The organism is Pseudoclavibacter sp. RFBI5 (assembly GCF_002931395.1).
Classification (GTDB): domain Bacteria; phylum Actinomycetota; class Actinomycetes; order Actinomycetales; family Microbacteriaceae; genus Pseudoclavibacter.
The window spans coordinates 1-11,671 of sequence record NZ_PSYA01000008.1 but is presented as its reverse complement, the minus strand read 5'-3'; the positions used below and the strand labels follow the sequence as shown (position 1 = coordinate 11,671).

At 69.7% G+C, this 11,671-nt stretch carries 12 protein-coding genes and 1 pseudogene; 10 read left to right on the top strand and 3 right to left on the bottom strand.

Going from position 1 to position 11,671, the window contains the following annotated elements:
* The first annotated feature begins 157 nt into the window (after positions 1-157).
* The 7 genes from C5E06_RS06085 to C5E06_RS06055 all read left to right on the top strand — a co-directional run bounded on the left by C5E06_RS06085 (position 158) and on the right by C5E06_RS06055 (position 4,131).
* Positions 158-481, top strand: coding sequence for a hypothetical protein (locus C5E06_RS06085; RefSeq protein ID WP_104240807.1), 324 nt, complete (start codon positions 158-160; stop codon positions 479-481).
* Between the two features lie 112 nt (positions 482-593).
* Positions 594-920, top strand: a complete 327-nt coding sequence (locus C5E06_RS06080) for a hypothetical protein (RefSeq protein WP_104306326.1) — start codon at positions 594-596, stop codon at positions 918-920.
* The gene (locus tag C5E06_RS06075; protein WP_146081321.1) at positions 917-2,014 is read left to right on the top strand and encodes a hypothetical protein; all 1,098 of its coding nucleotides are present in this window, start codon (positions 917-919) and stop codon (positions 2,012-2,014) included. The genes C5E06_RS06080 and C5E06_RS06075 overlap by 4 nt, the downstream gene beginning before the upstream one ends.
* A gap of 113 nt (positions 2,015-2,127) precedes the next feature.
* Positions 2,128-2,646 carry a GNAT family N-acetyltransferase gene (locus C5E06_RS06070; RefSeq protein ID WP_104306324.1) on the top strand — a complete coding sequence of 173 codons (519 nt, stop codon included), beginning with the start codon at positions 2,128-2,130 and terminating at the stop codon, positions 2,644-2,646.
* Between the two features lie 191 nt (positions 2,647-2,837).
* A complete protein-coding gene (locus C5E06_RS06065) occupies positions 2,838-3,194 on the top strand; it encodes a hypothetical protein (RefSeq protein WP_104306323.1) in 357 nt (118 codons plus the stop codon).
* 98 nt (positions 3,195-3,292) lie between these two features.
* Positions 3,293-3,700 carry a hypothetical protein gene (locus tag C5E06_RS06060; protein WP_146081320.1) on the top strand — a complete coding sequence of 136 codons (408 nt, stop codon included), beginning with the start codon at positions 3,293-3,295 and terminating at the stop codon, positions 3,698-3,700.
* The gene (locus C5E06_RS06055) at positions 3,697-4,131 is read left to right on the top strand and encodes a hypothetical protein (protein WP_104306321.1); all 435 of its coding nucleotides are present in this window, start codon (positions 3,697-3,699) and stop codon (positions 4,129-4,131) included. Before C5E06_RS06060 ends, C5E06_RS06055 begins: the two co-directional genes overlap by 4 nt.
* Before the next feature lie 22 nt (positions 4,132-4,153).
* Here C5E06_RS06055 and C5E06_RS06050 read toward each other — a convergent pair whose 3' ends face one another.
* Positions 4,154-4,660, bottom strand: a complete 507-nt coding sequence (locus C5E06_RS06050) for a hypothetical protein (protein ID WP_146081319.1) — start codon at positions 4,658-4,660, stop codon at positions 4,154-4,156.
* Positions 4,661-4,776: 116 nt separating this feature from the next.
* Between C5E06_RS06050 and C5E06_RS06045 the strand changes: the two genes are divergently transcribed.
* The 3 genes from C5E06_RS06045 to C5E06_RS06035 all read left to right on the top strand — a co-directional run bounded on the left by C5E06_RS06045 (position 4,777) and on the right by C5E06_RS06035 (position 6,954).
* Complete coding sequence (locus C5E06_RS06045) at positions 4,777-5,061, top strand: hypothetical protein (RefSeq protein WP_104306320.1); 285 nt, start codon at positions 4,777-4,779, stop codon at positions 5,059-5,061.
* A gap of 192 nt (positions 5,062-5,253) precedes the next feature.
* The gene (locus C5E06_RS06040) at positions 5,254-6,189 is read left to right on the top strand and encodes a patatin-like phospholipase family protein (RefSeq protein WP_104306319.1); all 936 of its coding nucleotides are present in this window, start codon (positions 5,254-5,256) and stop codon (positions 6,187-6,189) included.
* Positions 6,190-6,306: 117 nt separating this feature from the next.
* The gene (locus C5E06_RS06035; RefSeq protein WP_104306318.1) at positions 6,307-6,954 is read left to right on the top strand and encodes a heme oxygenase (biliverdin-producing); all 648 of its coding nucleotides are present in this window, start codon (positions 6,307-6,309) and stop codon (positions 6,952-6,954) included.
* An 886-nt stretch (positions 6,955-7,840) separates the two neighbouring features.
* Here C5E06_RS06035 and C5E06_RS06030 read toward each other — a convergent pair.
* Together C5E06_RS06030 and C5E06_RS19210 are read right to left on the bottom strand one after the other, a co-directional pair.
* Entirely contained in the window at positions 7,841-10,591 is a 2,751-nt protein-coding gene (locus tag C5E06_RS06030; protein WP_104306317.1) for a fibronectin type III domain-containing protein, read from the bottom strand.
* Positions 10,588-11,671: pseudogene (locus tag C5E06_RS19210) on the bottom strand (hypothetical protein); the annotation flags it as partial. The pseudogene C5E06_RS19210 and the gene C5E06_RS06030, both read right to left, overlap by 4 nt.

Below are 11,671 nucleotides of genomic sequence, written 5' to 3'. Positions count from 1 at the left end.
CCCTCCATCTTGCGGCCACTTCGGCACGCTTTGGAGGCCTTGGGACGCAGTCGTCAGGAATGACGAGGTGTTCCTCGGCACGACTGATGTCCGGGTACCGTCTCCCGCTCGGACTGCGCTGAGCCGACGTCCAGAACGGCATGTTCGGCTGGACGGCATGGAGCTCTTCTGGGGTATCGCGTTGATCGTGGTCGGCGGCACGGCAGCGGTCGTCGACAACTGGCGCCACGCGGTCGTGAACCCTGAGCACCGGATCCCGTGGATCGGCCGCCCGCCGGTGCTCCCCCGAGCCTGGTACGTGGCGCGCGTCATCATGGGGTTCGCCACCGTCTACGGCGTCCTGACCGTCATGAGGGCCACCGAGCTGCCGATGTTCATGGCTGCGGTGCTCGCAGCCGTCGCTGTCCTGCCCGGGTTCTTCGTGGCGGTGGCCCACAACCGGCGGGTCAATCGTCAGCGGCTCGAAACTGCCCCGCAGTAGGAATAGACCTGCGCGAGCCCGAGTCGCACTCCCGAAGAGACACATTCAGGATTACTGCACCAGCAACGCTATAACCGGTGGGGCTTCATTCCTCGACCGATACGGTGGATGCATGAGTTCGTCGGTCGTTGTCGTTCCGCGAGGCCACTGGATCAGTGCCTGGTTCCTGCTTCTCTTCGCGGTTCCCGTCGTCCGCGTCGACGACGTCGACCACCCGGCCCGTTGGGGACAGCCGACCGAGATCACCGTTGAGCCTGGCTCGCACAGAGTCGGCGTCGGTGCGAGGTACCACGGAACCAGAAGCGCGGTCGGCATCGGGGGCGCGGAATCCAGCTTCGTGGTCGCTGAGCAACAGCGACTCCTCTTGGACGCCAGGAACGGCTTCTTCAACCACGACCCCTTCCGAGTGACCGAGCGATCGATCGGAGCACTTCGGTGACCGGTCCGGATGTCCCGGCCATGGGATGCTCGGGAGCCGCGCGCGATGTCGCCGCCCGTCTGCTCCTCGGCCCCCGCGGGCGCAGGCTGTGCCTCGAGTACGCCGTGCACTCCAGCCCAGCGGTCGGCTCAGCCCTGTTCCCACTCGCGCGTCACGTCGACGTCAACCCGGGGGTTCTCTACAGCCTGACCGGACACGCGCCCATGCCCACGGACGATCCGATCCCCACTGCTGAGGAGTTGGCCGCGTGCCTCAGCGGCGTCGACCTGGCAACGGTCGATCCCGAGGGCGTGACGGAAGCCCTGCGCGCGTCACTCAACTCGGCCCGCTACTGGCAGGAACCAGACGGCAACGACGAGGTTGCGGCGTTGCCCGAAGTCCGGGCCGCACTCCACCCGATCGCTGAACTCGTCGCAGCAGCGCTCCCGGGCCTCGCCTCCCCGCGGGGAAAGAAGCAGTGGGCGGTGGACTGGAACCCGGCGGAGAACGCCGCACCGCTCCCCACCGACCCGGCAGCCGCCCTCCGGACGTGGACGCGGGAGCTGGCCGACGAGGAGCAACGGGCAGCGCGAGACCGACCATTGGATCCGCACGCGCGCTGGTCGGGAACCTGGTGGTCGGTGCCACAGACAATCCTCGAAACCCGAGGAACCGTGGAGGCGGCGCTCGAGCTCATGGAGGACTCCTTCGGCTGGACGGCGGCGACCTTCATTCCGGTCAGCGGCGTTGGGTCCGTGCTGGAGATCGAGTCGGCAGACGACTGGGCGAGGCTCTGCCGCGACTACCCGGCCGAGGTGACGGCGTCGCGGCGCCACGACTGGTTCCGGACGACTGGGCGGAACGGTCGCTGGGTCATTCCGCACTGGGAGCGCGTCGCGCAGGACTGGGACGCCGTGCACCTCACGGCCCTGGGCTACTACTCCTCGGCAACGCAGGTCGTGGGCGTCGATACGGAGTTCGCATCCGTGATCGCAGGGTGGGCGCCCGACTCGACGCTGTGGCTGCGCGACGTCGCTCGCGAAGCTACCGCGGCACGCGAGGAGTGGTCCCGGCCGACTGAGCAGGATGAATGGGCACGCAACACCGCCGCGTAGTCACAACGCCTGACCTTCAACCTGTGGGCCGAGCCGGAGTGATGCTCGCTCGTGCGGGACAAGCCGAGCATCTTTCCAGGGCTCTCACGAACAGCGCCGTACGTTGGTGAATCATGATCGAAGACCACGTTCGCGTCGAAGCGGCGTCCGAGCTTGACGTCGCCGCGGTAGCGAATCTCATCGCCCAAGCGCGTGCCTGGTTGGCGTCTCGTGGCATCGACCAGTGGCAGGACGAGGTGCCGATGTCGCTCTTGGAATCCGATGCGGCGGACGGGCGCCTGTTCGTCGTGAGGGACGGGGACCTCACCGTGGCGACGGTCACCCTCTCCGACTCCGACACCGCGATCTGGGGCACCACCGCGCGCACGGCTCTCTACGTGCACCGTTTGGCGGTCGCGCAGACGCACCGGGGCGTCGGTCTCGGCGAGAGGATCCTCGATTGGGCGCGGTCGCAGGCGACGGCTGGCAGCATTCCGCTCCTTCGACTCGACTGCGCGACCGAGAACCGCGTGCTGCGGTCGTACTACGAACAGCGAGGGTTTCGGCACGTTCGGGATGCCACCGTCATCTCACCCGACGGTGCACGCGAGCTGGCGTGCAGCCTCTATGAGGCAGAGCTCCCTCGCCTCTGAGAGGTGCTCGTGCCGATCTTCGCCACGAGCGCCAGGACGATGACGCCTGCGGCGACGAAGAGCATCGCTGTGAGGAAGATCATGACCGAGACGACAAGACCCTGGACGCATCGCCTCCATGGGCGACCAGGTCCTCGAGTCCCACCGCCGCGGTGAGGCGTCACCCAGAACAACGTGTTGGTGTGGGCCATATGGAACTCTTCTGGGGCATCGTGCTGCTGGCCATCGGATCGGCGGCGTGCGCCGTCGACGTCGTCCGACTGTCCAGGAGCATCCCGGGGCAGAGGATCCCGCTGTTCGGCCGGCCGCCGAAGCTGCCGCGCCTGTGGTTCCTCCCCCGCCTGGTCATGGTCTTCGCCGTCATTGTTGGACTGCAGCTGCTCGGGCGAGCCGCAGACCTGACATTCCTCCTGACCGCCGTCTTGCTGGGGGTGATCCTGCTCGTGCCGGCTCTCGGGGTCGCAGCGCTGCACAACCGCCGGATCGGCATGCGCGCCGCGAGGCAGGCGCAGGACGATCTCGAGGGATCCGAGGCCACCGGGCGCTAGCGGGGATGCGAGGCGCCGCGAGGCGATCCGCTCGGCAGGGCCGCGAATCGCTGCCCTGAGCCACAGCGTCCCGGGCAGACGAGATCTAAGCTCGTGCCATGTCGATGGTGGAATCCGAGCCGGAAAGCGCAGCGGCAAGCGCACGCGCGCCGCACGGGGAAGCCAGGACCATTGCCCTCGCCGTATCGGGGGTGTTCGTTCTCGGGTTCTTGGCGCTCGCACTCGGCCAAGGGATCGCGGAGATGCTCGTCTACGGTGCCGCGATGGAGGGTGACCGGGATCCGCACTCGTCCGCCGCGCTGAACTACGGCGAGGCGAAGTCCATGACCGACCTCGCGATCCTCGCCCTCGGCGTCGCCTGGATCGCATACCTCGGGGCCGCCGTCAGTTTCGCCAGCATCGGTCCGCGCGCCTTCGGCCGCACGTTCGGGATGCTCGTCCTGCTCTCGGTCATCGTCATCGTGGTTCCCGTCGGCTGGCCTCTACTCGACCTCGCGGTGCGATGAGCGACGACGTGCCCACCTGGCACACGGCCGAGCATCGCCCAGTTCGCCCCTCGGCCTGGCGCCCGATCCTCGGGTGGAGCATCGCAACCGTCATCATCCTGTTCGCGGCGGCGGCGACGCTCGTCATCGGCGTCTTCCTCGCGCTCAGCGTCGGCGAGGTCCTCCACTACGGCCCCGAAGCCAACGCGAGCGACACCTGGACCACACCCAAGGGACACTACGAGGAGGCCATCCTCACGACGTGGATAGCCGGTGTCGCTCACTTCCTGGTCTGGTTCTTCAGCCTTTCGGCGGCCGCCATCACCGCCGCCTGCACCCACAAGTCAGTGTGGTGGTCGCTCGGCATCATCACGGTCCTCATCGCGCTCGAGATCAGCGCCGCTGTCGTCATCCAGCACGTCAGGTACGAGGCGGGCGAATACCTGGGGTGAGCGAGCCCCGCGGTGCGCGCCGCTAGATCTGCGCGGCCGCTGCGAGGTCAACGACGCGCATGACCTCGCGCTTGGGTGAGAGCTGCACCACCGTGATCGCGGCCGCGAAGGCTGCGCTGTTCTTCTCCCGCGCAACCTGGATGCGGCGCCGGAACGTCCCCAATTGCACGTCGAGCTTCTCGGCAGCGTCGGCGACCGACATGCCAGGCAGCTCCCCGCGAGGTGTGGCGCCGATCGCCTCGGATGCGATCTTGTTTCGCTGCGCCGCACGCTCGCGCGACTGCCGCGCCCTGGCCTCGCGTTCCTCCGGGGTGCCGCCGAATCTCGTGGTCGCGGTCGCCCCCGTGACGCCGAGCGCCGCTCCGATCTGCGCCCACGTCGAACCGGCGGCGCGAGCGCGCTCGACAGCATCCACGAGGCCGACTTCCTCGAGCCATCTGGCCGCGTCGCGCGTCGCCGTGACGCGCGCAAGCGGATCGCCGTTGCCCGGCGCCAGTCGTTCGAGGGCAGCTTCAAGTGGTTCACGCATGGCATCCATCTGATCGAGCGTACGTCGAGCAACGGCAACCCGTCCGCCGGCCACCTCGAACCGCTCCGAAGGCACTCCCTGGCCGCCTCGCGCCTCGGCCCGGTATCCTCGGCGGCATGCTCAGCGACGGCAACCAAGTGCCTGCAGAGTCGGTCCCGGACTGGGAGTTCCGGTTCAGCACAGGCGAGCGTGAGCAGGCGTCGCTGACCGGGGATCAGCGCATCCGTCTGACTCACCTGCAGTCACTTCTCCCGGCGACGGGTCACGCCCTGCCCGCGCAGCGCCGCGAGGAGCTGACGGTGGGGGTGCGAGCGCTCGTCGAGGAAGGGGTCAGCGTCGACCTGCTGGCAGTCGAGCTCCGCCTTCCCCGTGCCTTCGTGGCCAGCATCAACGAGGCCTGAGCCAGGCTCTCGGCTCTCGGTTGATTCGCGATCCGCCCCGCCAGGCGTAGGGTGTTCTCCATCGTGATTCGAAGCCAGGAGGTGACACCCATGAACGCAGGACCAACAGTGGGTGCTCCCCGCAGCTCACGAACTCGCGACTAAGCAGGTCGCGCTGGGAGCGCCCGTCACGCACCGTGAAAGGCAACTCCCATGGACCTCCCTTCCTCCTCCGCTCCCCTGCTCGTGCCGTCTGACGCACGCAGCCCCCGCCGCGCACTTGTGCTCGGCGGAGGCGGCTCAACCGGCAACGCCTGGCTCATCGGGGTGCTCGCGGGCCTCGACGCGGCGGGCCTCGACGTCGCGTCCGCCGACCTCGTCGTGGGCACCTCGGCGGGGGCAACCGCCGGTGCTCAGCTCGCCGGGGCGACACCGTCCGACCTGTTCGAGGCGATTCTCGCCGCGCCCGCGCGACCCCTCCCGTCCGGGCCCCGGCACCCGCCCACACCGGGGGCAGTATCCGAACAGGTCGCAGCCCAGCTCGAACAGATGCAGCGGCTCATCGCCGGATCCGCGGACGCGACGGACATGCGCCGACGACTCGGCGCATCCGCGCTCGAGCGGCTGTCGGCTGCCGACGGATCGTGGCAGGACCGCTGGCGCAGCATCGTCGCCTCCCGCCTCCCAGTGCTGGACTGGCCTGCGAGGCAGCTGCTGCTCACCGCCGTCGACGCCGCGACCGGCGACCCGGTGACGTTCGACCAGCACAGCGGTGCGGACCTCGTCGACGTCGTCGCAGCGAGCACATCGAGCGGCCTCCCGTACAGCGTCGGCGATCGGTGGCTCATCGACGGCGGCTTCCGCCGAAACGAGAACGCCGACCTCGCAATGGGCTTCGACCGTGTCCTGGTGCTTGCCCCGTTCTCGGGGAAGAGCCTCACACCGCGCGAGTGGGGCCTGCAGCTGGATGCGCAGCTCGAGGAGCTGCGCACGACCGGCAGCACCGTCGAGACCATCTTCCCGGGTGCTGAGCTCGACCACCTGTTCGGGGCCAACGCCATGGACCTCTCGCTGCGACCATCCGCCGCTCGCGCCGGATTCGCGCGTGGGCAGCGCTGTGCGGAGGAGGTGGCTGCGAGCTGGGTGTAACGATGGGGTGAAATCTTCGCCCAGAGGATTCCCAGAAGAAGTAAGGGTCACCTAAGCTGAGGGAATTCAGTCTTCGGTGCGATCCCCTCGCACCGATCCCGCCCGAAGGGATCCCTCATGACCATCGTCACCGACACCGCGACGACCATCAGCGCGCGCCTGCGCGAGCGCACCTCGCAGGCCCACGAAAGCGCCGAACGCTCGCGCTTCCTCGAGCGCCTCCTGGGCGGCCAGCTCGGCATCGACGCCTGGGCTGCGCTGCTGCAGCAGTACGGCTTCATGTACGAAGCACTCGAGAGCGCGGCGGTCCCCGTGCGCGAGAGCAACAAGCTCGGCGCTATCCCGGCCGTTGAGCTGAACCGTGCCGCTTCGATCGCAGCCGACCTGGAAGCGCTCGCTCCGCGGCTCACGCAGCCGCTCCCCGGTGAGCTCCCGGCCACCCGCGAGTACGCGGAACGCATCACCGCATCCGCCGACGACCCGGCCCGCTACCTCGCACACCACTACACGCGCTACCTCGGCGACCTCTCCGGTGGCCAGGCAATGCGCGTCATGCTCGACCGCACCTACGGTCTCCCCGCGCACGAAGCGACGTTCTTCGACTTCACCGAGATCCCCGCGATCGTGCCGTTCAAGCGCGCCTACCGCACCCAGCTCGACGACCTCGCCTTCGACGAAGCGGCCATCGTGCGCCTCCTCGACGAAGCCAACGCGAGCTTCACCTGCAACGAGCGCATCTTCGAAGCGCTCGACGCGCGCTTCTAGCGACAAGCGCGCGCAGACGCAGACGCAGACGCGCAGGTGCGCAGGTGCGCAGGTGCGAACGGCCCGCGTCCACTCGGATGCGGGCCGTTCTCGCGTGCCCGCAGGCCTCCGCACCGACTCGCGCACCTCGCGGGAGCGGCTCCTAACCCGGCCAGTGCGCGCAGAGTTGTGGCGAAACGCGGTCGGGACGAGCGGCACCAGCACCGGGCCACAACACTGCGCCGCAGCCTGAGCCTGGACCTGCACCCTTCACCCGCACCCGCCACGCGCCACGCGCACCCGCAGCTGTCCCTGCATCTGCGCCCGTATCCGCACTTGCGCCCGCACCCGTACCTGCGCCCACATCCGCATCCGCACTTGCGCCCGCACCTGCCCCCGTGCTTGCACCCGCACCCGGATCTGGACCCGTGTTTGCGCCTCTCCCCGCATCTTCACCCGCGGCGCGCCTGCAACCGGACCTGCGCGCCTGCATCTGCACTCGACGGCACCGCCCACGAGCGACACGAGCGCAAAGTTGTGGCCAGGTGAGGTCGGGAAGCGGAGCAACAGCATCCCGCCACAACTATGTCGAGGTACCAAGGCAGCGAGTAGAGCAGCGCGCAGAGCAACAAACGACACGAGCGAACCCGGCAAACGTCGCGCGCGTCCCAGCACAAGGCCGAGAGCTGAGTTGTGGTCGCTACGAGCGCACTTTGACGACCACAACTCCACTTTGGGCGAGCGGACCACAGGTTCGCCCCCTCGGGGCATCTCGACTCCCCGCAAACGTCGCGCGCGTCCCAGCACAAGGCCGGGAGCTGAGTTGCGGTCGCTACGAGCGCGCTTTGACGACCACAACTCCACTTTGGGCGAGCGGACGACGGCTCCGACGGGTCGGAAGCCGCGCCTACCCGAAGAGGTTCGGGTCGAGGCCGAGCCTTCGTCGGACGAGGAGCGAGATCGACCAGTTCAGACCGGCGATGGCGAGCATGCCTGCTCCCCCGCCGAGCACCATAGGCGCAGTGATCTCCCCGATCTGCAGGCCCGAGGCCTCACTCGCGGTAGCGACCGGGCCAGCCTCCGACTGCGCGGCTCCCCCGCCGGCGGTCGCGACACCGGCCGCAGGCGCCGTCGTGGTGGTGGCGGGTGCGGCCGCGTTCGGAGCCCGCGTCCCGCTCGAGGCGTTGTTCTGCGTGAGCGTCGGCGCGGCCGGCGCGCTGTACGCGCCCACGGTGGGCGTGTGGTTGCCGGCGAGGCTCACCGTGAGCGGGATCGTCGGCTTGTAGGCGTCGCGAGCGCCGTTCGAGGTGAACCAGTACGAGAACTGGCCGGTCTCCTTCTGGAAGTCGACGAAGTCCGACGGGAACGCGCCCCAGTAGCTGGAGTTCAGCGCCGTGCGTGCCGCCTGTGCTGTCGCGGTCGAGTCGCCCCCGCCGACCACTCCCTGCGACTGGCCGGTGCCGCTGTATGAGACGCCCACGTAGTCGGGGGTGGTCGTGATGACATCGCCGCTGGTGTCGACGCCGGTCAGGTTGGCGAGGGTGATGGTGCGCTCGGCCAGCGGCATCCACTTCGAGGCATCCGTCATCGACGCCCCGTAGCCGGACGCGGTCGCGGTGATGGTGCCCTTGCCGTTCCCGTCCACCTTGAGCACGGGGTCGGTTGCCGTCCAGTAGGTGAGCCCGCCGTAGAAGGCGACGGTGAAGCTGCCGCGCCACTGCACGGTGAGCTCCGACCCGGAGCGGGTCGCCTCGCCGCCCGTGATGCGCACCTGGGATTCCGTGTGCGAGCCGAGCCGTGCCGTCGAGACGGCGGTGCCGGTGCGGTCGATGCACTTCGTCGCCCAGCTCGCCTGCTCGAAGCCGTTGCCGTTGGGCTTGATGATGGTCACGTTGCCGTCGGCGGAGCGGTACTCGCTCGCGTTCCAGGCCCGCGATGAGCCCGTGTCTCCGGCCTCGCCTGCCGCGAGGAAGTTGCATCCTCCGGCGTAGGCGCCGCTCGTGGCTTCCTTGTTGAGCCCCCAGTAGAACGTCGCGCCGTCGGCGGATGCGCCGCCGCCGTCAGTGGGTGTGGTCGGCTCGGTAGTCGGGGGCGTCGTGGGCGCGGTTGTCTGCTCGGGCGGCACGGTGGGTTCGGGGCGCGATCCTGTGCTGAGCTGCTGTGTCGCGGATGCACCAGCCTGGGTTGCGAGGTACGGGGTCACGGTGATCGCGTACTCGGTGTCGGCGGTGAGCCCGGGGACGATGGTCGTTCCCCGGCCTGTCGCATCCGCTGGAACCTGCAGGATCGCACCGACGGCCGTGCCGCCCTGCGTGAGCTGCACCTGGTACCCCGTCGGGGGGCCTCCGCCGTCGGCAGGCCAGGTGATGGTGGTCGTGAACGAGTTCGCCTGGACGTCGCTGACCGTCACTCCTGGCTGCGTCGTCGTCCCGAGCGGCGGTACGACGGTGATGCGGAGCTGGTGGCCGGCGCCGAGGTCGATCGGGGCCTCTGCTGCACCGTTGCGCACGGCGAGGGTGAACACGTGCGCACCCTCGGGCAGGTCCGCGACGTCCCACGTGCCAAGACCGGCACCGGCCGTGATCTGCGCGGTCGTGCCCGGCAGCAGCTGCAGCTCGCTCCCGTCCGCGGCGCGGAGCACGGGCTCCCCGGAGATGTCCTCGCCGAGGTTGGCGAATCGCACCTCGGTGCCCTCGGCGTAGCCGAGCGCCACCCGCTCGTGGGCGGGAGTGGCCGTCGGGGAGGTGTCGAAGCGCAGCTCGAGCGGCGCGGCGACCTTCTTCGGGTCGGCGATGCCGCCCGAGGAGTACCAGTAGCTCGACTGCCCGCTCGCTTCGTGGAACGCCACGAAGTCCTTCGGCCAGGAGCCCCAGTCGTCGCCCGTGCGGGCCTGCGGGGTGCTGACGGCGCCCGCATCCACGCCCCGGTAGTCGGGGGTGATGGTGGTACCGGATGCCGTGAGCTGGGCCGGCGTGGCATCGATCGTGGCGAGCGTGACACGCTGTGGGTCGAGTCTCTGCCACTTCGTCGGGTCGTCCATGTCGGCGCCGTAGCCGCCAGCGGTGCCCGTGAGCGTGCCCCTGCCGTCGGTGAGGTCGAGCCTGAGGTCGTCGACGGACCAGTACGTCATTCCGCCGTAGAAGACCACGGTGAAGGCACCGTCCCAGGAGATGCTGGCCGTGCCGGCTTCGAGGTCGACGGTGCCGGTGCCGTCGGCGAGGTTGACCTGGTTGGCGCTTGTCGATCCGGCTGCCGTGCCGACTCTGCTCCCGCCTGCGTCGAGGCACCTGGAGTCCCACGTGGCGGGCACCTGGTTGCCGGCGGCGTCGGGCTTCGTGATCGTGACGCTGCCGTCGCTCGCCGAGTAGAGGCGATCGTCGGCCCAGACCGCGGAGCTGCCGTTGTCGCCGGATGCTCCGGCGGAGAGGAAGTTGCACCCGCCGAAGTAGGCGCCACCGCCGGCCTCGTCGTTCATGGCCCAGGAGAGGCCGACCCCCGTGACCGGTGTCGATGCCGCCTCGGCGGAGTCCGCGGCCAGGAGCCCGACTCCCGCGAGGAGTCCCATGATGCCGATGCCGGCGAGGATGCGCGTGCCGATCCCCGGGGCCGGCAGGCGGCGCCCGCGCGGGGTGCCTAGGCGGTGCGTCGCTGAGGTCACCGTGCGTCCTCCCGGCGTCCGGCCGCGCTCGAGAGGATGAGGGTGGGCGCATCGCGCTCCTCGCCGCCCGCGTCGCCGCGGGCGTCGTCGAGCGGACTCGGGTGGCGCGGTGAGGGAGCGTCCATGGCGAAGAAGTCGACGAGCTTGTCGTTCTCGAGCGGCGCGGGGCCGGCGGGAACGTGCGAGAGCGCCTGCTGGGCCCCGACCGCGCCCAGCCTGCGCCGGGCGCGAGCCTCGCGCTGCTCTTGCGAGAGCCTGACTGCCGCGGTTTTCCTGCGCTGCTTCTCTCGCTCCTGCAGCGCCTTGCGCTCCCGCTGCCCGCGCACCTTCTCGAGTGCGGCCGGGTTGACGCCGAGGAGGAGGCTCTTCGCGGCGAGGTACGCGCCGATCCCGACGGCGAGCGCGACGACCGTGAGGCCGACGAGCAGCAGGACGGGCGCGAGCACCACGAGCCAGGCGAGCGCGTCGCCGACGGAGCCGAGGCCCTGCGACGCGGTTGTGCTCTGCGTTGTCGTCCCGACGGGGGCGGAGGTCGCGACAGGCGCCGCGTCGCCAGGCTGCTCGGCGGGAGCCGCGGGGGCCGCCGCCTGCGGCTGCTGGGCGCTGGCCTCGGCCTGAGGGGCGACGGCTGCCGCACCGCCGGCGAAGGTGAGCGGCGTGAACGACTCGTTGTTCGTGTTCTTCACGCCGTGCGCCCCGATCGTGATGATGCCGCATTGCACGGTGGTGCAGTCGACCGAGGTCGCATTCTGGTCGCGGTCGTACGTCTGGAAGACGGCGCCGGGAATGCGCAGCGTTCCCGACCACGTGCCGTCGGCCGCGACCTCGCCGCCGTTCGCGGCGTAGGAGGTCGACCCGCCAGGGAAGGCGGCGAACAGCTGGTAGCCGACGGGGTTCGTCTCGTCGTCGTACACGTACCGGTAGTCCTCCCCCGTGACGCCGCCGGCGCTCGGCTTCCACGAGCCGCCGTTCGGATCGTCGACCCAGCCGAACAGCACGTAGATGCCGCCGAACCCGCCCTGCACCGACTGGAAGCCGGAACCCGACACCTGGATCTCGCTCTGCGCATCCGCCGCGGGC